Origin of the sequence: Amycolatopsis sp. NPDC051903, assembly GCF_044452505.1 — a bacterium.
In the GTDB taxonomy this organism is placed as follows: domain Bacteria; phylum Actinomycetota; class Actinomycetes; order Mycobacteriales; family Pseudonocardiaceae; genus Amycolatopsis.
Map to the genome: position 1 here is coordinate 639,575 of NZ_JBITBT010000003.1, position 19,934 is coordinate 659,508.

General features: G+C 71.1%; 17 protein-coding genes. 6 read left to right on the forward strand and 11 right to left on the reverse strand.

Features of this window, described 5'->3' with window-relative positions; translation table 11 throughout:
- Positions 1 to 187: 187 nt before the first annotated feature.
- Both ACIA77_RS10655 and ACIA77_RS10660 read right to left on the reverse strand, forming a co-directional pair.
- Positions 188 to 2,452 (reverse strand): FtsX-like permease family protein, encoded by a 2,265-nt coding sequence (locus ACIA77_RS10655; protein ID WP_395885549.1) that lies wholly within the window; start codon positions 2,450 to 2,452, stop codon positions 188 to 190.
- The gene (locus ACIA77_RS10660; RefSeq protein WP_395885550.1) at positions 2,449 to 3,144 is read right to left on the reverse strand and encodes an ABC transporter ATP-binding protein; all 696 of its coding nucleotides are present in this window, start codon (positions 3,142 to 3,144) and stop codon (positions 2,449 to 2,451) included. Before ACIA77_RS10660 ends, ACIA77_RS10655 begins: the two co-directional genes overlap by 4 nt.
- Positions 3,145 to 3,328: 184 nt before the next feature.
- Here ACIA77_RS10660 and ACIA77_RS10665 point away from each other — a divergent pair, with 184 nt between their 5' ends.
- Positions 3,329 to 5,119, forward strand: coding sequence for a sensor histidine kinase (locus ACIA77_RS10665; RefSeq protein ID WP_395885551.1), 1,791 nt, complete (start codon positions 3,329 to 3,331; stop codon positions 5,117 to 5,119).
- Positions 5,116 to 5,769: a response regulator gene (locus ACIA77_RS10670; RefSeq protein WP_395885552.1), complete on the forward strand. Its 654-nt coding sequence runs from the start codon at positions 5,116 to 5,118 to the stop codon at positions 5,767 to 5,769. The genes ACIA77_RS10665 and ACIA77_RS10670 overlap by 4 nt, the downstream gene beginning before the upstream one ends.
- Positions 5,770 to 5,844: 75 nt before the next feature.
- On the opposite strand, the gene ACIA77_RS10675 is transcribed toward ACIA77_RS10670, so the two are convergent.
- The gene (locus ACIA77_RS10675; RefSeq protein WP_395885553.1) at positions 5,845 to 6,876 is read right to left on the reverse strand and encodes a CHRD domain-containing protein; all 1,032 of its coding nucleotides are present in this window, start codon (positions 6,874 to 6,876) and stop codon (positions 5,845 to 5,847) included.
- A gap of 141 nt (positions 6,877 to 7,017) precedes the next feature.
- On the opposite strand from ACIA77_RS10675, the gene ACIA77_RS10680 reads away from it, so the two are divergent.
- Positions 7,018 to 7,488, forward strand: coding sequence for a hypothetical protein (locus ACIA77_RS10680; RefSeq protein WP_395885554.1), 471 nt, complete (start codon positions 7,018 to 7,020; stop codon positions 7,486 to 7,488).
- 34 nt (positions 7,489 to 7,522) lie between these two features.
- Positions 7,523 to 8,830: an amidohydrolase family protein gene (locus ACIA77_RS10685; protein ID WP_395885555.1), complete on the forward strand. Its 1,308-nt coding sequence runs from the start codon at positions 7,523 to 7,525 to the stop codon at positions 8,828 to 8,830.
- A gap of 1 nt (position 8,831) precedes the next feature.
- Here the strand turns inward: ACIA77_RS10685 and ACIA77_RS10690 are convergent, their stop codons facing one another.
- From ACIA77_RS10690 to ACIA77_RS10715, 6 genes are all read right to left on the reverse strand, one after another.
- On the reverse strand, positions 8,832 to 9,509 hold the full coding sequence (locus tag ACIA77_RS10690; protein ID WP_395885556.1) for an SDR family oxidoreductase: 678 nt from the start codon (positions 9,507 to 9,509) through the stop codon (positions 8,832 to 8,834).
- A gap of 17 nt (positions 9,510 to 9,526) precedes the next feature.
- The gene (locus ACIA77_RS10695; RefSeq protein WP_395885557.1) at positions 9,527 to 11,197 is read right to left on the reverse strand and encodes a hypothetical protein; all 1,671 of its coding nucleotides are present in this window, start codon (positions 11,195 to 11,197) and stop codon (positions 9,527 to 9,529) included.
- Positions 11,198 to 11,265: 68 nt separating this feature from the next.
- Positions 11,266 to 12,702 (reverse strand): SdrD B-like domain-containing protein, encoded by a 1,437-nt coding sequence (locus ACIA77_RS10700; protein ID WP_395885558.1) that lies wholly within the window; start codon positions 12,700 to 12,702, stop codon positions 11,266 to 11,268.
- Between the two features lie 56 nt (positions 12,703 to 12,758).
- Positions 12,759 to 14,843: a PhoX family protein gene (locus ACIA77_RS10705; protein WP_395885559.1), complete on the reverse strand. Its 2,085-nt coding sequence runs from the start codon at positions 14,841 to 14,843 to the stop codon at positions 12,759 to 12,761.
- A 161-nt stretch (positions 14,844 to 15,004) separates the two neighbouring features.
- Positions 15,005 to 16,225 (reverse strand): MFS transporter, encoded by a 1,221-nt coding sequence (locus tag ACIA77_RS10710; RefSeq protein ID WP_395885560.1) that lies wholly within the window; start codon positions 16,223 to 16,225, stop codon positions 15,005 to 15,007.
- Entirely contained in the window at positions 16,215 to 16,700 is a 486-nt protein-coding gene (locus tag ACIA77_RS10715) for a MarR family winged helix-turn-helix transcriptional regulator (RefSeq protein WP_395885561.1), read from the reverse strand. The genes ACIA77_RS10710 and ACIA77_RS10715 overlap by 11 nt, the downstream gene beginning before the upstream one ends.
- A gap of 65 nt (positions 16,701 to 16,765) precedes the next feature.
- On the opposite strand from ACIA77_RS10715, the gene ACIA77_RS10720 reads away from it, so the two are divergent.
- Entirely contained in the window at positions 16,766 to 17,407 is a 642-nt protein-coding gene (locus ACIA77_RS10720) for an HAD family hydrolase (protein ID WP_395885562.1), read from the forward strand.
- A 75-nt stretch (positions 17,408 to 17,482) separates the two neighbouring features.
- Here ACIA77_RS10720 and ACIA77_RS10725 read toward each other — a convergent pair whose 3' ends face one another.
- The gene (locus ACIA77_RS10725; RefSeq protein WP_395885563.1) at positions 17,483 to 18,571 is read right to left on the reverse strand and encodes an inositol-3-phosphate synthase; all 1,089 of its coding nucleotides are present in this window, start codon (positions 18,569 to 18,571) and stop codon (positions 17,483 to 17,485) included.
- 71 nt (positions 18,572 to 18,642) lie between these two features.
- On the reverse strand, positions 18,643 to 19,188 hold the full coding sequence (locus ACIA77_RS10730; protein ID WP_395885564.1) for a PadR family transcriptional regulator: 546 nt from the start codon (positions 19,186 to 19,188) through the stop codon (positions 18,643 to 18,645).
- 248 nt (positions 19,189 to 19,436) lie between these two features.
- On the opposite strand from ACIA77_RS10730, the gene ACIA77_RS10735 reads away from it, so the two are divergent.
- Positions 19,437 to 19,838 (forward strand): DUF5318 domain-containing protein, encoded by a 402-nt coding sequence (locus ACIA77_RS10735; protein WP_395885565.1) that lies wholly within the window; start codon positions 19,437 to 19,439, stop codon positions 19,836 to 19,838.
- The last annotated feature ends 96 nt before the right edge of the window (positions 19,839 to 19,934 follow it).

Below are 19,934 nucleotides of genomic sequence, written 5' to 3' on the forward strand. Positions count from 1 at the left end.
GGTGGTCGGGCGCCCCCCCCACAATCTTTTTTCTCTTCATGGTTTTTATATTTTAATTTTTTTTGGGGGGGGGCGGGGGGGGGGGGGGGGGGCCCGCCCCCCCCCCCCCCCCCGGCCCCTCTTCCCTTTTTCACACCCCCGTGTGAAACCCGTCCCTCCCCCGATGAAGGGGCGGGCTCGCGCCCCGCTACTCGTCGGCCAGCGGTTCCGACTGCACGCGCCGCAGGGCGGGCGTGCAGACCGAGGCCCCGAGCAGCGCCACCCCGATGCCGAGCACCACCGGGGCGAAAATCCACGGGCTGAACGCGACGCTGCCTTCGTCCGCCGTGCTGAACAGCCCGATCCCGACGAGGACCCCGATCACGCCGGCCCCGATCGTCGCGACCAGCGCGGGCAGCGCCGTCTCCATCCGCAGGGCCCTGGCCAGCACCTTCACCGGCGTCCCGGCCGCGATCAGGGCGCCGAACGTCTTGCGCCGGTCCATGATCGAGCCCGCCGTGGCGACCGCCGCGCTGCAGCCGGCGAGGATTCCCGCGGCCACGAGCCCGATCACGGTCACCCGGCGCAGGTCCGCCAGCTGCGTCTGCTGGTTGTACAGGTACTGCTCGCGGCTGCCGATCTCCGCGCCCGCCGCGGCCGAGGCCAGCGCCGTGCGGACGATCTCGCGGTTCTGCGGTGTCGTCGGCGCGATCACCGTCGCCGCGCCCACCTGCACCCCGGCCGGCAGCGCCGAGGGGTCGAGCAGGTACGAACTGCTGACGTCGTGCCCCATCGTGAACGTCCCCACCGGCACGGCGCCGAGCGGCTTGCCCGGGTCGTTCGGTTGCGGGTCGCCGACAACGTGGTACTCGGCCGGGTTCAGCTCGTACGGCGCGTACAGGCCGGCACCGGGCTTGCAGTCGGCCGCGGTGATCCCGAGCCGCGTGAGCCGGGCCGCGTCGGTGCACGACATGACCAGCGCGCGCTGGTAGGACCGCTGGTCGCCGGAACCCTGCACGAGGTAGACCTCGCCGACGGAGATCGCGCGCTCCTGCTGGCCGTAGCGGGCCAGCGCGGCGTTCGCCCGGTCCACGACCTCCGGAGCCTTGTCGGGGCTGGTGTCCGCGTAGAGCACCGCGTCGGAGTAGGTCCGCCCGCCGCCGGCGAGCGATTCGAACGAGGGCAGCAGCGTCAGCGCCATCGAACCGGTGAAGACCGCGAGCACGATGCCCGCCGTGGCGCGGTAGGCGCCCTTCGGGTCGTCGCGCAGCCGGCGCCCGGCCAGCAGCGCGGACGGCCGTCGCCAGGACCGCACGAACGTGCCGCCGACCGCCGAGGTCACCCACGGCCCGACCAGGACCGCCGAGGCGATCACCAGGAACAGGCCGATGAGCACCGACTCCGGACCGCCGGCGTCACCCGAGGTCGCCACGGCGTAGAGGAAGAACAGGCCCGCGACCGGCAGGGCCAGCAGGCGCCACCAGCGCAGCGGTTTCTTGGTGTGGCCGCCGGTGGCGAACAGCGGATTGCGCAGCACCCGGCGCAACCCGAGCACGCCGGCCAGCACGACCAGTGCCGGGATCGCGATGACGATGAAGACCGTCAGCGCGGTCGGCAGCGCGAAGTCCGAGGCCAGCCACGTGCCGCCGGCCCACGGGACGAAGGTCGCCAGGCCGTGCAGCGCCGGGCTGAGCGCCAGGCCGAGCAGGGCCCCGACACCGGCCGAGAGGATCGTCTCCCCGGCCACCATCGACGTCACCTGTCCCGGTGTCGCGCCGGCCAGGCGGATCGCGGCGAGCCGGCGTTCGCGCCGGGCCGCGGTCAGCCGCGCCGAGGACGCGACGAGCACCAGGCTCGGCACGAGCAGCACGATGATGCCGACCCACGCGAGCAGGGTGAGCAGCGGATCGGCCTTCGCCTGCTGCGTCGGGAAACCCACCGCGGGCATGGCGTCGTTGCCCATCGAGCGCTGGGCCGTGGTGCCCGTGAGCTCCTGCGGGCTGTGGCCGACGAACGCGACGAGCTGCTCCGGGTACCGCAGCGCCTGGTCGCCGAGAGCCGCGACGGGCTTGCCGAAGCGGTCGCCGAGCTGGTTGGCCGGCGCGTTGTTCAGCAGCCGGCCGAGCGCGGGCGACACGATCGCCTCGCCCGGTCCGGGCAGCTTCGGGATGCCCGCCGGGAGCTTGATCCCGGCCGAGTTGCCCGTGGCGGCCACGTCGACGCGGATGATCTCCTGGCCGTCGAAGTAGTCCTTGGAGTTGGTCACGGCCAGCGCGGGCGTGCCCTGGCTGTCGTAGTTGTAGGCGTCCTGCCAGAGGGCGCGCTGCTCGCGCACCTGCGTCGCGAAGGGCAGCGACGCGAGCAGCAGCACGAGCCCGGTCGCGACCGCGACGCCGACCGCGGTGAGGATCGCCGAGGTGCGGGTCCGCCGGTCGACGCGGAGCACGCGCAAGGCGAGCTGGAGCGAGTTCATGCGGCGAGCCTCGTGGCGATGAGGCCGTCTCGGATGGCGACGGTCTTGGGCATGGACTCGGCGAGCTCGCGGTCGTGGGTCACGACGATCACGGCGGCGCCGGATTCGTGGGCCGCGCCGAGCAGGGCCTGCATGGTCTCGCGGCCGGTGCGGGTGTCGAGGGCGCCGGTGGGCTCGTCGGCGAAGATCACCTTCGGCCGGTGGGTGAGCGCCCGCGCGATGGCCACGCGCTGCGCCTCACCGCCGGAGAGCTCACCCGGACGGCGGGCTTCCTTGCCGCCGAGGCCGAGGCGCGCGAGCCACTCGCGGCCGGCGGCGATCGACTCGCGGCGGGTCTTGCCCGCCAGCAGCGACGGCAGCGCCACGTTCTCCTCGGCCGTCAGCTCAGACACGAGCATCCCGGACTGGAAGACGAATCCGAACTCCGTGCGCCGCAGTTCGCTGCGCCGCTTCTCGTTCAGGTTGTCGATGCGCTGTCCCATGAGGTGGATCTCGCCGCCGTCTGCGCGCAGGATGCCGGCCAGCACGTGCAGCAGCGACGTCTTGCCCGATCCGGACGGGCCCACGATGGCCACCGCGTCCCGCGGCTGGATGTCGATGTCGATGCCGGCCAGCGCGTACTGCCCGCCGTACCGCTTCACCAACCCCCGCCCCGAAAGCACCGGGCCGGTAGTCCACTGTGGATTGCTCATCCGGGAGTCTCTCCCCTGGTCGTAGCTCGTCTGACTGCGTTGGCAACTACCTTCGCCCAACGGCGCGGGTGTCCACTTCGGGCAGACGGCCAGTCCGCCGAGCACCGGCATCGGCCGATCGGCCGATGCGGCTCGAACCACCTGGCCAAGGTGCGCGCGGGCGTGGATCCTCTACCGTTCGGTTGTGCCCGAAGCCCCACCTGTCCAGTCCTTCTCCGCGCGCACGGCCGAACTCGTGCGCCGCCTCGGCATGCCCGTGGTGGTGCTGCTCGCGGCGCTGTTGTTCGACCTCGTGTTCGTGACCGACGCGGCGCTCGACAACTTCGGCCCGCGGTTCGTCGATTTCGAGCTGCTGCCCGGCATCCTCGCCATGGTCGGGTGCGCGATCTGGGCGCGCCGGCGAGCCGTGGTGGCGGCGATGGTCGCGGCGTTCGCGCTCGTGCTCTTCACGATCTTCCAGCGCTACCTGCACACGCCGGCGTATTCGAGCGTGCTCGCGAACCTGGCGATCACGGACGTCGTGGCCGGCGTCGAAATGGTCTACTACGTCGCCCGCCGGGCGCGCCCGGGCGTGGCGTTCGCGGCGATCTCGTCGCTCGTGGTCGGTGCGCTGATCGCGGTGTTCGGGCGCTACACCTACTACGGCGACATCTCGGACTCGACGATCCTGTCCGTATTGCTGTTCGGCAGCTTCCTGCTCGTGGCGGCCGTGGTGATCGGGGTGTCGGGCCGCACGCGGACCGGGCCGCGCGAGAAGCGGATGCGGCGCCTGCGGCGGGTCAACGCGCTGGCGATGGGGCAGTGGCCGCTGATCGGCGCGCTCGCGATCGCGCTGCTGTTCGAGTTCGGCTACAGCTACGACAGCGGCACGCGCGGATTCCCGGTGCTCTTCTGCTCCATCGGCGCAGCCGTGATCGCCGTGCTCTCGCCGCGGCGGCCGGGCGACGCGATCCTCGGCGTGGCCGGGTTGCTGCTGTTGTCGTCGCTGGTGACGCCCTTCCTGCACCTCGGCTACGACTACCCGCTCGTGGCCGGGACCTCGCCGACGCAGATAGTCGCCGGGATCGGTGTGGTGGTGAACCTCGTGCGCGCGGTGCCGCTCGCGAAGGCGTGGCCCCGCATCGCGGTGCTGGCGATCCCGGTGGCCATCGGCGCCTTCCTGAACACGCACCCCGGGCCCTACCGGTTGATGACCGACCCGCAGGAGCTCGGCTCGCTCGTGGTGGCCGCCGGTCTGGTGCTCGGCATCTCCGTGGCCGTCGGGCTCTTCCTCCGCTCGCGCGACTCCGAGCGCACGCAGGTGATGAAGGCGGCGGTCACCGACGCGCAGACCACCGAGCGGATGGCGCTCGCGCGGGAGCTGCACGACGTCGTCGCGCACCACGTCACCGGCATCGTCGTGCAGGCGCAGGCCGCGCGGATGATGGGCGAGAAGAACCCGCAGCTCGCGCTCGAGGCGATGGGCCGCATCGAAGACGCCGGCACGGAGGCGCTCGCGGCGATGCGCCGGCTCGTGCGCAGCATGCGTGGCGACGCGCCCGCCGGCGCCAGCGAGCTGAGCGAGCAGGCGACCACCGACCTGGACGCCGACCTGCGCAAGCTCGTCGAGGGCGCCAACCACAACATCGAGACGACGCTGGTGCTCAACCTGCCGCCGAACCTGCCGCACGAGGTCGGCCGCTCGGCGCTGCGGCTCGTGCAGGAGTCGCTCACCAACGTCGGCAAGCACGCCGCCGACGCGACGGAAGCGCTGGTCCACGCGGAGGTCATCCGCAACGAACTGCACCTGGAAGTGCGCGACAACGGCCAGGAACGGGCTCACCGACCGGCCGGTGGGTCGGGCGGCTACGGTCTGGTCGGCATGCGCGAGCGCGTCGCCCTGCTGCACGGACGGCTCAAGGCCGGGCGCGGGCCCGACGGCGGCTGGCGCGTGGAAGCGTGGCTGCCACTCGAGGCGAACGGGGATGACGAGTGATCCGGGTACTGATCGCGGACGACCAGGAGATGGTGCGGATGGGGTTCCGCATGATCCTGGACGCGCAGGACGACATCGAGGTGGTGGCCGACGTCGCGGACGGCGTTTCGGCGGTCACCAAGGCGCGGGAGCTGCGCCCGGACGTCTGCCTGCTCGACATCCGCATGCCCGGCCTCGACGGGCTCGAGGTCACGCGGCAGCTGGCGGGCCCGGAGGTCACCGACCCGTTGAAGGTCGTGGTGGTCACGACGTTCGACCTCGACGAGTACGTGCACACCGCGCTGCGCAACGGCGCCAGCGGCTTCCTGCTCAAGGACGCGGGCCCGGCGCTGCTGATCGAGGCCATCCGCGCCGCCGACCGCGGCGACGCGCTCGTCTCGCCGCAGATCACCGTGCGGCTGCTCAAGCACTTCGACGGCTCCAACGGGCACAAGCGCAACGTGCCGCCCCCGGCCGAACCGCTCACCGCGCGTGAGCTCGACGTGGTGAAGGCCGCCGCTCGCGGCCTGACGAACACGGAGATCGGGAAGGAGCTGTACCTGTCGCTCTCGACGGTGAAGACCCACCTGGCTTCGGTGCAGGGCAAGGTCGGCGCGCGCAACCGCGTGGAGATCGCCGCGTGGGCGTGGCGCAGCGGGGTCGTGGACTGAAGTCCGCAGACGACATTCTTCACAACGACAAGGGGCCGGCACGTGGTGTGCCGGCCCCTTGTCGGTGAGCGGGGATCAGAACAGCTGGCCCCGCGCGGCGCCACCGGGGAAGGCAGCGTCGTGCAGGTTCGCGTAGTACGACAGCGGGTGGCGGGCGATGTCGCTCACCAGCGCCCGGTCGAGGCCGGTCGCGGTACCGGACACGGCGAACACGCCCTCGGGCACGGTGGTGCCGATCAGGGGCACGACGACCGGGCCGTTCTTGCCGAACGTGCCCTTGTGGATGTGCGCGAGGGTGGGCTGGAAGCCGAACCACGCGAAGGAGAACGACACCTGCGTGCCACTCGGGCGGACGAACGCGACGGCGTTGGCCTTCGGGTCACCGGCCTTCGGCTCGCCCGGGGCGGCCTTGACCTCCTGGAACCCGGACATCAGCGCGTGCAGGCCGCCGATCTGCAGCAGCTTCAGCATGTCCGGCGTGGCACGCAGCGGGCTGAGCTGGCCGCGGACGGCGCCGCCGGGGAACTCCTTGGTGTGCAGGTTGAGGTAGAAGCCCGCCGGGTTCTTGCGCAGGCCGTCGGCGGTGGCCTGGTCGGTGATCGTCGCGGTGCCGGCGGCGGCGTTGACGGTGTCGGGCATCGGCGTGCCGAACAGCGGCACCTTCACGTCGCCGTTCACGCCGGCGACGCCTTCGTGGATGTGGCCGAGCGTGGGGGCGCTGATGCCCTTCCACGAAAACGCGTAGGTGACCTTGTTGCCCTGCACCTCGACGATGCCGGTGGCGCTGCCCTTCGGGTCGCCGACGGCGGGCTTGCCGGCCACGGGCACCTCGTTGGCACCGGTGAGCTTGGCCTGCAGGAAGATCGGCTTCTGCTGCGACCGCTGCATCGCGGCCGAGAGACTGGCCGGGGGTTTGGCTTTCGCCTGCGTGCCCGTGCTCGGCATGTTCATGCCGGGCATGTCCATGCTCATGCCGGGCATGTCCGGCGTCGTCGGCGTCGTCGGCGCGGTCGGGTCGGTGCTCATCGGGCTCGCGGTGGCCGTGGCGGCGCCGAGGAGGCCGAGGCCGGCGGTCAGCGCTGCCGCGATCGCGATTCGTGCTCGCATGGGTTTCGTCCTTTCACGACGGATTCGCAGTCGGACACGCAAGCCGGCTCGAAGTGGTTCAGCGGAAAATTCACCTGAACCGTTTCGCCGCCGCTGCCGTGTGTCGTCGCGAATTCGACGTGATCGGTGGAGGAGTTCGTCATGCGTGTCTCGATCGTCCTGGCCGGTGCCGCCCTGCTCGGCACCCTCGCCGCGTGCAGCACGGCCACGACCAGCGGTTCTGCTTACGCACCAGCGGGCTCGGCGCCCGCTCCGGCCGGGGATGTGGTGGTCGGGCAATCCAGCCTCGGCCCCATTCTCACGGATTCCGCGGGAAGGACCCTTTATGCCTTCGCGGATGACAGTTCGGGCATCAGCACCTGCAAGGAGGGGTGCCTGGAAACGTGGCCGGCGCTCACCGGCGGCAAGGATTTCAAGGCCGCCGACGGCGCGGATCAGAAACTGCTGACGGCCACTGAGCGGACGCCGGGTGTCGAACAGGCGAAGTACGGGAAGTGGCCGCTGTACTACTTCGTCGGCGACCAGAGGCCGGGCGACATCGACGGCCAGGGCGTGGACGACTTGTGGTTCGTCGTCGGCGCCGACGGGAAGCTGATCAAGAAGACGCCGTGAGCGCGCGGGTCCGCGACGCCCGTAATATCTCGGCATGTCACACCGCTTCCACGCACCCGTGGTCCTGCCCGCCGATCCCGCCTGTTCGCTGCTGCGCGACGCCGTCGTGGACGTCGACGACAGCGGGCGGATCGCGTTCGTGGGCCAGGCTGCGGAGGCACCGGAGTTCACCGGTGAGGTGAGCAGACTCGGCGGGATCCTGCTGCCCGGCCTGGTGAACACCCACGCGCACAGCCCGATGACGCTGCTGCGCGGCATGGGTGGCGACCTGCCGCTGTTGCGCTGGCTGCGCGAGATCATCTGGCCGACCGAGGCGAAGCTGCGCCCGGACGACGTCCGGGCGGGGATGCTGCTGGGTTCGGTCGAGATGCTGCGTCACGGCGTCACGACCAGCGCCGAGATGTACTTCGAGGGCGAGCAGGTCGTGGACGCCGTGCTGACGACGGGCGGGCGCGCGCTCGTGGCGCCGCCGGTGATCGAGCTGCCGGGGATGAAGTGGCAAACGTCCCTGGCAGCGATCGACCGCTGGATCGACGCCGACGGCCTGCGCTTCGGCCCGGGCGACCGCATCGAGCTGGGTTACGGCCCGCATTCCGCCTACATGCTGAACCCGGACGGGGTGCGCGCCACCGCCGAGTCGGCCGCCGCGCGCGGCGCGCTGGTGCAGATCCACGTCGCGGAGGCAGCGAACGAAGACGTCGCCCAGCGAGCGAAGTACGGCTCGGTGCCCCGGTTGCTGGACTCGCTGGGGGTGTTCGCCGGGCGGACGCTCGCCGCGCACTCCATCCACCTGTCCGACGAGGACATCACCCTGTTCGCCGCGCGCGGCGTCGGCGTGGCCCACTGCCCGGGGTCCAACGCCAAGCTGGCTTCCGGCATCGCCCGCATCAAAGACCTGCGCGACGCCGGCGTCGCCGTCGGCCTCGGCACCGACGGCCCCGCGTCCAACGACGACCTCGACCTGTGGGAAGAGCTGCAGCTCACGGCCATGCTCGCCCGCCTGGCCACCAACGATTCCACGGTCCTCACCGCCGCCGACGTGCTGCTGATGGCAACCCGCGGCGGCGCCGACGCCCTCGGCCGCCCGGACCTGGGCGCCCTCGAACCGGGCCGCTGGGCCGACCTCGTCCACGTCGACCTCGACGACCCCGCCTTCGCGGCGGGCGTGGACGTGCCGGACGAGCAGCTGCTGTCGAACCTCGTGTGGGCCGCGGGTTCCCGCCGCGTCCGCGACGTGTGGGTCGCGGGCGAGCAGGTCGTCGCGGACGCCGAGCCGACGCGGGTGGACCGGGCCAAGGTGCAGGCCGCGGCCGCCGACACGGCGGCGCGGCTGCGGGCCTGAGTCACCGCGGCCGCAGGATCAGCTCCGTGACGTGGGCCTCCGGGCTCGCCGACACGGCCGTCAGCACAGCGGTGGCGACGGAATCCGCGCGCAGGAACCGGCTCGGGTCGTACTCGCCGCCCTCGTGCTCGATGACGGAGCGCTGCATGTCCGTGTCGGTCCGGCCCGGGTAGACGGTGGTGACGCGCAGGTCCGGCTCCTCTTCGCGAAGGGCGTCGGCGAAAGCGCGGACGGCGAACTTCGACGCGGCGTACGGCGCCCAGCCCGCGCGGGCCGTGCGGCCCGACCCGGAGTTGATCACGACGACGTGGCCGCGGGCGGCGCGCAGCGCGGGCAGCAGCAGGCGCGTCAGCTCGGCGACGGCGACGACGTTGACCTCGTAGTTCACGCGCCAGTCTTCGGCGGTCGCGTCGGCGATGCGGTTCAGCGCGGCCGCGCCCGCCGAGTGGACGAGCACGTCGAGGCGATCGATCCGCGCCGCGGCTTCGGCCAGCGACGCGGTGTCCGTCAGGTCGACCCGCCACGGCTCGGCGCCCGGCAGTTCGGCGGCCACCTTCTCGAGCGCGGCCTCGTCGCGCCCGCCCAGCAGGAGGCGGTGGGTCGGGGCGAGCTGGTGGGCGACGGCGGCGCCGATGCCGCGCGAGGCACCGGTGACCAGGGCGAGCGGAAGATCGGTCATGCGATCCACCGTAGGCGTCAGCAGGCGGCGGCCGCTCGGGGGTCGCGGTCGAAGCGGATGCCCGTGCGGCTCACCGAACCGGCGAAGTTGTCGACGAAGCGACCGAACGTCAGCGGGGCGCGCGTCGAGGTCAGCACGTCCTGCTCGCCCGGACAGCGCAACGCTTGCCGCGCCGCTTCGATCTCCGACGGCGTGTACACGTGGACCTGCCCGTCGACCGCGACGTCGCCGCGGCCGGCTTCGGCGATGTCCCACGCGGCCGTGAGCCACTTCGAGTGGCCCGGCCGCCCGCCGGGGATCGACGTGGAGTGCGAGCCGAGGTCGCTGGCCAGTCCGTAGCCGTCGTGGATGCGGACGTCGAGCGACACCAGGTTGCTGATAGCGCCCATGCTGTCGGCCGCGAGCGTCACGTACGGCCGGTCCGTCGGGAACGCGTACCAGCGCTTCTCCCCGTAGCTGTACACGAGCACGGCCGGCGAGTGCGTCGCGTCGGTGACGTCCACGGCCGCGCGCATCACCGGCTCGCCCATGAAATCCGCCGCCAGCACGGGGTGCGCGTTGCCCGTGGCCCACGACCAGTACGCGCGCTCGTCGGTGACCCCGACGGCCGAGTGCAGGTTCGCGTACGGCACGCGCAGCCACCCCGCCGCGGCCACCGACCACACGGCGACCCCCGCCAGCAGCGCGCAGGTCCGGCGCGTCAACGGCAGCGCCATCACCGGCAGCAGCAGCGCGAACAACGCCGGCAGCAGCATCCGGCCGTGCATGAAGTCCCCGCCGACGCGCACGACGTACGCGGCCAGCAGCACCGAGCCGGCCACCGGCGCGAGCGTGAGGATCCGCGACTTCCGGCTCAGGTACGCGGCGACCGCCAGCAACGGCAGCGGCAGCCACAGGTAGTACGGGTCGATCAGGTCCAGCAGGTACGCGAAACCGCGCGGCCAATTGGCGTCGCCGGCTTCCTTGGCCAGCGCCGTGTTCGGCACCAGCAGGCCGTAGTAGCCCATCCGGAACACCTGGTACGCGACGGGCAACGCGAGCCCGACCCCGAGCCAGCCGAACCCGGTCCGCAGCGACGGGCGCCGCAGCAGCACCAGCGCGGCGAACGCGACGATGCTGAACAACGCCAGGTCCGGGCGCACCAGCACCCCCAGCCCGATCACGAACGCCGTCGTCTTCGGCGCCCCGCCGCGCACGAGCAGCCACCACGTGAGCCCGAGCCACAGCATCGCCAGTCCCGTTTCGAGGCCCGACGTCGCGAAGTCGCGGAACGGCGGCAGCGCGCACACGATCAGCGCGCCCGCCGGCACGACCGGGCCGGCGTAGAGCCGGCGCGCGCCGTCCATCGCGAAGAACAGCCCCGCGACCGAGCACACCAGCCCGGTCACCACCGACAACCACTCCAGCGCCGGCCCCGGGATCGTGCCGAGCCCGGCCAGCAGCCAGGTCCACAGGGGGCTCGTGCTGGCTTCGACGCGCTCGCCGACGTTGAACACCGGCCCGTGCCCGGCCAGGATCTGCCGGACGGTGCGCAGCACCAGCAGCCCGTCGTCCGACATCCACCGTCGCCGCCACGCCAGGTACGCGTAGACGATCAGCGTGGCGGCGATGAGCCAGCTGGTGGGGTGTCTGAACCACGGCTTCGCGGGCGCCCCGCCGGTGGTGGTGGCAGGTGCAGCAGTGGTCATGGCCCCTCTCCCCGACTTCTCCGCTGCCAGTCTCCCACTCGGGCAGACGGTGGAACGGGCAGAGCCGTTCAGGGGGTCGGCGGGGGCGGCGGCGGTGTCGGACTCGGCGTCGAGCTCGGGGCCGGCGACGGAGGCGGCGGGGGCGGCGGCGCGAGGCCGAGGTCCTCATCGAGGTTCTCGCGGTGGTCGCCGCCCAGGGTGAACGCCGGGGTGCAGCCGGTTCCGGCGTCGGCGTCCGAGTCCTTGGCCGGGTCGCCGGCCGCCGTCTTCGTGACGGTCAGCCCGTCCGGCAAGTGCGAAACGTCGAAGCACACCTGGTACGTGCCGTCCTTGCGCTTGTCGAAGACATTCGTGCCGTCGGCGCCCGTTTTCGTGGACGCCAGGGTGCTGCCCGAGCCGTCCTTCAGCGTCACGGGGATGCCGGCAACGCCCGGCTCGCCGTCGTCCTGCAGGCCGTTGCGGTTGTCGTCGCGCCACGCACGATCGCCGACCTTGTCGATCAGCGGCAGGGGAGTCACGGTGATCGCCGCGGTCGCCGTCTGGTCGGTGACCGGGCCACTCGGCGCCTTGACGCCGGTGACCGTGACCTTGTTGACGTGGCCCGTGTCGTTCTCGGCCAGGTTCGGGTGGTCGCACGGCAGCTGCCGCGACGCTCCGTGCGCCAGGTCGAACGCGCCCGGCAGGCCCGTGCACCACGAATCCTTCACGAGCACGCCGGTCAGCGCTTCCGAGCCCGAGTTCGTCACGGTCGTGCGGTAGTGCGCGGTTTCGCCGGCGGGGATGGTCGCGGACGCACCCCACTCGCCGGTCACGGGGTTCTGCACCTCTTCCTTCACCGTGTACGCCGCTTCCTGCAGGTCGACGCAGTCCCACAGCACCCAGTTGTGGTTGGTGGTGGCGAAGAAGGTCACGTTCGCGGTCTTGTCCGGCGCCGTCTGCGCCGGGAAGTCCTGGCGCGCGAGCTTGCCGTCCGAGGTCACGTCGTGCGTGACGTCCTGCGCCTTCTCCAGCAGCGTCCGGCCCGCGGAATCCGTGAAACGCAGGCCGGTCGACTGCGCGTTCCCGCGCTCGGCCAAGGCCGAGCCGACGGAACCGGTGTACGCCGAGAGCGTGAAAATCGCGCCGGGCGCCGCGGGCACCGTCTGGCTCGCGGAGCTGACGCGGCCGTCGGGCGTCTGGATCTGCGCGTTCAGCTTGCCGTCCGACGCGTGCGCGCCGTCGGTGACGAGCTTCGGCACCTTGTCCGGCGGCGTGCTGCGCGGCACGGGCGCGGCGGGGGTGAACAGGTACCCCTGCGGCGGGCCGCCGGGTGCGGTCGCCTGCTCGAGGCTCGGGTTCGGGGCCACGCCACCGCACGCCGGCGCGGCTCTGTTCGCGGAAGCGGCCGGTGCCGCGCTGACCGAAAACGCACCGGGGAGGACCACGACGAGCGCGCCCGCCAGCACGAAGGTGCAGGCCGACGCGCCCGCCGAACGTCCGATCGCGACTTTCCCAACCCGCCTCACGGGCCCGACGCTATTGCCCCGCGCCGGGCCCGCGCAGCGGGAAACACCCCAAAGAGTTACCGCACGCCGATGCGGCCGGCGAGGCCGAAGCGGCCCTTGCGCCACACCGAAACGATCGACGGCCGCGGCTGCGTGGTGCCCCCGTCGGGCCAGTGCGACGACGGGCTGGCCGAGCTCGCCGCGTTCTCACCCGGGTGCTGCACGGCGACGAGCACGAGGTGGTCGGTGACGACCGGACCGCACGTCTCCGCGCCCACCGGCACGGACAGGAACTGCTTCACGTGCCCGCGCTCCGGACCCGAAACGGGCACGGAGAACAGGCCGTCGTTCGCGCCGAGCGTGTTGCCGTCGGTGGAGATCCACAGGTTGCCGTGCGGGTCGAACGCGACGTTGTCCGGGCACGAGATCGGGCTGACCTGGTTCCTCGGGAAGCCGCCGAAGTACGTGTCGGCCGTGGCCGGGTCACCGCAGACGAGCAGCAGCCGCCAGGAGAACCGGGTCGCCGCCGCGTCGCCGCGAGCCTCTGCCCACTCGAGCACGTGGCCGTTCTTGTTGCCCACGCGCGGGTTCGCCTCGTCGACGCCCGCCTTGCCCGCCGCGCCGCGGTCGGTGTTGTTGGTGAGCGCCGCGTAGATCCGGCCGTTGACGGGATTGGGCTCGATGTCCTCGGGCCGGTCCATCTTGGTGGCGCCCGCCTTGTCGGCGGCCTGGCGCGTGAAGACGTACACCTCCTCGGCGGTGAAACCCTCCACAAAGGACTTGCTTCCGCTGGCCAGCGGAAGCCACTCGCCGGCGCCGTCGAACTCGCCGTCGGCCGGGAGCTTCCCGGTCCCGTCGATCTCCGCCGAAGGGCTGTCGCCGGTGAACTTCGCGACGTACAGCGTGCCCTCGTCGAGCAGCGCCGAGTTGTGGCGCCGGGCCTGGGCGGAGTTGCCCTTCCTGTACTTGCCCTTCGACACGAACTTGTAGATGTACTCGAACCGTTCGTCGTCGCCGGAGTACACGGCGACGCGGCCGTCGGCGGTGATCTTCACGTTCGCGGCCTCGTGCTTGAAGCGGCCGAGGGCGGTGTGCTTGATCGGCGCGGAGTGCGGGTCGTTCGGGTCGATCTCCACGACCCAGCCGAACCGGTTGGGCTCGTTGGGCTCCTGCGCGACGTCCCAGCGCTTGTCGAAGCGCTCCCACTTGCGCGTGCTCTCGCCGGTGCCGATCACGTAGCGCTTGAGCCGCGCCGCCTGCTGCGGGTCCGTCACCTCGTCGGCGTTGGCGAAGTACTGGTGGAAGTTCTCTTCGCCGGAAAGCACGGTGCCCCACGGCGTGACCCCGCCGGAGCAGTTGTTCTGCGTGCCGCGCACGCGCTTGCCCGACGGGTCGGCCGACGTCTTGAGGTACTTCGAGCCCGCCGCCGGACCGCGCACCTCGAAGATCGTGTCGAGCGTGATGCGGCGGTTGAGCGGGCTCGCCACCGTGCGCAGCGCGCCACCGATCGGGTCGCGCAGGGTCTGGACCACGGACAGGCCGTGGGCCGCCCACGCGATCTTCACCTGCTCCTCGGTCGGGTTCGCCGGGTCGTACTGGTCGGCCGGGAACAGGTGGACCTCGGTCGTGTACTCGTGGTTGACGACGAGCAGGTTGCGCAGCCCCAGGGAATCCTGCGGGATCAAGCCCACGAAGTCGTTGTTGTAGCCGAACTGCTTGGCCTGCGCGGCCGCGGTCTGCCGGCGGAAGTCGAACTCCGGCGCGCCCGGCACCACGGCGTCGCCCCAGCGGATCACCACGTGCTGGTCGTAGCCCTCGGGGATGCTGACGCGGTCGAGTTTGTTCGGCGGCACCGCGTCGAAGTCCGTGCCGGGGACCGGCCGCGGGTGCCCGCCGCCGTGACCGTTCTTCTCGGCGGGCGCCGCGGCGGCGGTGCCCGACAGCGCGGCGAACCCGCCCGCGGCCGCGGCCATGACCGCACCGGCCTTGAACACACCGCGACGCGAGACGCTCTTGGCGACGTCGCCGAAGTACTCGTTGCCCGAGGGGTTCGGGGCTTCGTGGGAACACGCGTTGCCGCAGCGGTACTCGCACGTGAGGGGAGATCGGCCGCCGGGGTGGGTGGTGAACAGGGGCAGCAGTCGCCCGCGCTCCAAGGACACAGGGCCTCCAGGTCACTTCAGTGGGGGAACAAAAGCGACCGTATGCGGCCAAACGTGACCAAATCGGGCCAACAGGTGAACAGCAGGTGTATTACGACCAATGGGCACCAACTACGTGAAAGCCCCCGGACGGACAGTCCGGGGCTCTGTCGGAGCGTGGGTCAGAGCTCTTCCTCACCCACGAGCGCGGCTTCCTTCGGCAGCTCACGCGCGTCGGCCTGCTTCTCCCGCAGCGACAGCAGCACCGCGGCGACGAGGCACAGCACCGCCGCGATCACGAACGGGCCCTGCTCCCAGCCGAGCCAGTCGGCGACGTGGCCCACGAGTGTCGCGGCCACCGCACCGCCGAGCCACCGGCAGAAGTTGTAACCCGCGCTCGCGACCGGCCGCGGCGCGTCGCTGATCGACATCGCGGTGCCGGTGAACAGCGTGTTCAGCAGACCCGAGACGAGCCCGGAGAGCACGATCCCGATGACCACGACCGGTTTGCTGGGCACGGCCAGCACCAGCATCAGCACCGTGTAACCGACCACGGCGAGCGCGGCCGCGTGCCGTTCGCCGAACCGCGCGGCGAGCTTCGGCGCGAACACCACGCCGGCGACCGCGACGCACAGACCCCAGCCGCAGAAGATCAGGCCGACGGCGATCGCGTTCCAGCCCAGCACGAACGGCGACCACGCCAGCACCGCGAAGAACGCGGCCGTGTACAGCGCCGAAGCGACCGAAGTGCGCAGCAGGCCCGGGTGCTTGAGCGCGCGGATCGGGTCGAGCAGTTTGATCGGGGTGCGCTTCTCGTGGGAATCGCTCTTCAGGAACACCGTGCACAGCACGAGCGCGCCGGCCATCAGCACGGCCGTGCCCAGGAACGGGCCGCGCCACGAGATCGTGCCGAGCAGCGCACCCAGCAGCGGGCCGACCGACAGGCCGACACCCAACGCGGCCTCGTACAACAGGATCGCACCGGACTGCCCGCCCGTGGCGGCGCCGACGATCACCGACAGCGCGGTGGCGATGAAGAACGCGTTGCCCAGCCCCCACAGCGCCCGCAGGCCCACGAGCTGCTCGATCGAACCGGCCGCCGCGCACAGCGCGGTCGCGGCGACGATCAGCGTCAGCCCGACCAGCACGGTGCGCTTCGCGCCGAAGCGCGCGGACATCGAGCCGGTGAACAGCATCGCGATCACCTGCACGCCGAGGTACGACGTGAACAGCAGCGTGACCTGCGACGGGGACGCGTTCAGGCCCTTGGCGATCGACAGCAGGATCGGATCGACCAGGCCGATGCCCATGAACGCGATGACCGCGGCGAACGCCGTGATCCACACCTGCTTGGGCTGGCCCTTGACCGCGTCCAGCAGGCTCGAGTGGTGCTCAGCGCTCATCGCTGATCAGTTCCTCCTCAGACTTCTTGGGGTTGTTCGAGGGTTCGAGGTGGAAGTCGCGGATCAGCTTGCCGAGCGCGGGCAACGCGGCGTCGATCGCGGCGCGCTCTTCGTCGTCCAGCTCCAGCAGCCGTTCGCGCATCTGCGCTTCCCGGGCCGCGACGAGCTCGGCGTAGAAGCGCTCACCCTCTTCCGTGGCTTCCACGAGCACGGCCCGCCCGTCGTCCGGGTCGGGGCGGCGGGTCACGAGCCCGAACCGCTCCAGGCGCCCGACGACGTCGGTCATCGACGGCATGCGCACGCCTTCGAGCTGAGCGAGGCGGCTCATGCGGCTGGGCCCGACGCGCACGAGCTCGGACAGCACCGAACCCTGCGTGGGCGTCAACGCCTGCGAGGTCTCGCGGCGCACCAGGTAGTAGAGCCGGAAGACGACCGGCCAGAGCCGGTGCGCGAGGTCGACGATCGGGGAAGTCACTTAGCCATGCTAACAAATTTAGTTAGGGTGGCGAAGTAATTCGGCTCACACGCTACGCTGTAGCGGTGGACGCGGTGATCTTCGACCTCGACGGCGTACTGGTGGACTCGGAAAAACTGTGGGACGAGGTGCGCCGCGACGTCGTCGCAGCGCACGGCGGTACCTGGTTACCCGACTCGACCAGGAAACAGCAAGGGATGAGCACCCCGGAGTGGGCTTCGTACCTGGTGAACACGCTCGGCGCGCAACTGACGCCGGACGAGATCGCCCAGGTCGTGGTCAGCCGGATGGCCGAGCGCTACGAAGCCGGCCCGCCCGTGATCGACGGCGCCCCGGACGTGGTCCGGACCGTCGCCCGCCGGTACCCGGTGGCGATCGCGAGTTCGTCGCCGCCGGCGCTGATCCAGGCGTTCCTGCACGCCTGTGACCTCACGTCGCTGGTGCCCGTCGCGGTGTCGAGCGAGGAGGTCGGCGCCGGCAAACCCGCGCCGGACGTCTACCTGCGCGCGGCGACGCTGCTCAACGTCGCGGCCGACCGCAGCGCTGCCGTGGAGGACTCGACCAACGGCCTGCGCGCGGCGCTCGCGGCGGAGATGGCCGTGTACGCGGTCCCGAACCCGCACTTCCCGCCGGACCCGGCGGTGCTGGCCCAGACCACCGCGGTGGTGCGCGACATCAACGAACTGCCGGCCGCGCTGGGTCTCTGACCAGCCTGGACAAGCCTGCCCCAGACAAGCTGAAAGGCCCGCCGAAGGATCGGCGGGCCTTTCGTCGCGGGGGACTCAGCGCTCGAGCTCGCCCCGGATGAACTTGTCGACCGCGTCGCGCGCGGTGGAGTCGTCGTACTGCTCCGGCGGCGACTTCATGAAGTAGGACGACGCGGAGAGGATCGGGCCGCCGATGCCGCGGTCCTTCGCGATCTTCGCGGCGCGCACGGCGTCGATGATGATGCCCGCGGAGTTGGGGGAGTCCCACACCTCGAGCTTGTACTCCAGGTTCAGCGGCACGTCGCCGAACGCGCGGCCCTCGAGGCGCACGTAGGCCCACTTGCGGTCGTCGAGCCACTGCACGTAGTCCGACGGTCCGATGTGGACGTTGCCCTTGCCGAGCTCGCGGTCGACCTGCGAGGTCACCGACTGGGTCTTCGAGATCTTCTTCGACTCGAGGCGCTCGAGCTCCTTCATGTTCAGGAAGTCCATGTTCCCACCCACGTTGAGCTGCATCGTGCGGTCGAGCTGCACGCCGCGGTCCTCGAAGAGCTTCGCCAGCACGCGGTGCGTGATCGTGGCCCCGACCTGCGACTTGATGTCGTCACCGACGATCGGCACCCCGGCGTCTTCGAACTTCTTGGCCCACACCGGGTCCGACGCGATGAACACGGGCAGCGCGTTCACGAACGCCACGCCGGCGTCGATCGCGGCCTGCGCGTAGAACTTGTCGGCCTCTTCGGACCCGACGGGCAGGTAGGAGACGAGCACGTCGACCTTCGCGTCGCGCAGCGCGCCGACGATGTCGACCGGCGCCTCGTCGGACTCGGCGATGGTCTCGCGGTAGAAGCGGCCGAGGCCGTCGTAGGTGTGCCCGCGCTGCACCGTGACGCCCAGCGGCGGCACGTCGGCGATCTTGATCGTGTTGTTCTCGCTGGCGAAGATCGCCTCCGAGAGGTCGCGACCGACCTTCTTGGCGTCGACGTCGAACGCGGCGACGAACTCGACGTCGCGCACGTGGTACTCCCCGAACTGGACGTGCATCAAACCGGGGACGCGCGTGCCGGGATCCGCGTCGCGGTAGTACTGCACACCCTGGACCAGCGAGGAGGCGCAGTTGCCGACGCCCACGATGGCCACCCGAACGCGGCGGTTCTCGCCCATGCCGGTGTCTCCTTAATCCGTTTTCTTCATCTGCAGGTCTGCCGCGACGTTGCGGCCCGAACGGCGCACCCCTAGTCCTTCGGGTCGCGCTGCTCGGCTTGTTCGTGCGCGATCAGCTCGTTGAGCCAGCGCACCTCCCGCTCGCTCGACTCGAGCCCCAGCCGGTGCAGCTCGCGGGTGTAGCGGTCGATCTTCTCCTCGGCCCTCGACAGCGCCTCGCGCAATCCCTCGCGGCGCTCCTCCACGCGACGCCGCCGGCCCTCCAGGATCCGCATCCTGACGTCGGCCGGTGTCCGCGAGAAGAACGCCAGGTGGACGCCGAAACCCTCGTCGTCCCAGGTCTGCGGACCAGCGTCACCGAGCAGTTCGGCGAACCGCTCCTTGCCCTCGGCGGTGAGCTTGTAGACGCGGCGGCCGCGCCGGGACCAGGCCCGGTCGTCCGCTTCGTCGAGCTCCTCGACGAGGAAGCCCGCCCGCAGCAGCCGACGCAACGTCGGGTACAGCGAGCCGTACGAGAACGTCCTGAACATCCCGAGCGTCTCGTGCAAGCGCTTGCGCAGCACGTACCCGTGCATCGGCGCCTCGTGGAGCAACCCGAGGATCGCGAGTTCGAGCACAAGACACCTCCTCACGGGAACAAACCGCGGCCGCCGCCGTTGCCAAAACGACGTACGGCTCGGTCAACCTACTCGCCGACTATATCGCGCCGATACATCGAAGTGGCGGAAGTAACCCCCGGCAGTAGTCAGACCAGGGCAAATGTCACCAGACAGTTATCGAAGCGACGGCGTGTCCGACCGGTTGCCCTGGGTGCCCATTCGCGGGGGGCACTGCGCGCACAGAAAGAGCCCGTACTCTGTTCCTCGTGCTTAACCAGCGGCAGGTTGTGGACTACGCCTTACAGCGCCGTGCGCTGCTGGCCGGCGTCCGCTCCGGACGCGTCGGCGACCACGAGGTCTGCGACGCGAGCCCCTACCTGCTCAGGGCGGCGAAGTTCCACGGGAGGCCGGACGAGCGCGCCTGCCCGATGTGCCGCCGGTCACCGCTGACCCTCGTGTCGTGGGTCTACGGGGACGAGCTGAAGCACGTCTCGGGATCGGCGCGGACACCCGACGAACTGACCCGCATGGCGGGCCTGTTCGGCGAGTTCACCGTCTACGACGTAGAGGTGTGCCGGACGTGCCACTGGAACCACCTGGTCCTGTCCTACGTCCTCGGCACGGGCGAGCCGCAACCCACCCGGCCGCGGAGGACAGCGGGCCAGTGACGAGTACCACGACCGCTGCAGAGCACAGGGCGGCGCGCTTCGGCTGTTCCCGGCCGTCAGTGCCGGCAGTGCCGACAGTGCCGTCTTCGGAGGCCC

Bases quoted from the DNA above. Each gene is read 5' to 3' on its own strand.
- ACIA77_RS10655 (WP_395885549.1), bottom strand. From the start codon at position 2,452: ATGAACTCGCTCCAGCTCGCCTTGCGCGTGCTCCGCGTCGACCGGCGG.
- ACIA77_RS10725 (WP_395885563.1), bottom strand. From the start codon at position 18,571: ATGGGCGAGAACCGCCGCGTTCGGGTGGCCATCGTGGGCGTCGGCAAC.
- ACIA77_RS10685 (WP_395885555.1), top strand. From the start codon at position 7,523: ATGTCACACCGCTTCCACGCACCCGTGGTCCTGCCCGCCGATCCCGCC.
- ACIA77_RS10680 (WP_395885554.1), top strand. From the start codon at position 7,018: ATGCGTGTCTCGATCGTCCTGGCCGGTGCCGCCCTGCTCGGCACCCTC.
- ACIA77_RS10690 (WP_395885556.1), bottom strand. From the start codon at position 9,509: ATGACCGATCTTCCGCTCGCCCTGGTCACCGGTGCCTCGCGCGGCATC.
- ACIA77_RS10675 (WP_395885553.1), bottom strand. From the start codon at position 6,876: ATGCGAGCACGAATCGCGATCGCGGCAGCGCTGACCGCCGGCCTCGGC.
- ACIA77_RS10710 (WP_395885560.1), bottom strand. From the start codon at position 16,225: ATGAGCGCTGAGCACCACTCGAGCCTGCTGGACGCGGTCAAGGGCCAG.
- ACIA77_RS10660 (WP_395885550.1), bottom strand. From the start codon at position 3,144: ATGAGCAATCCACAGTGGACTACCGGCCCGGTGCTTTCGGGGCGGGGG.
- ACIA77_RS10695 (WP_395885557.1), bottom strand. From the start codon at position 11,197: ATGACCACTGCTGCACCTGCCACCACCACCGGCGGGGCGCCCGCGAAG.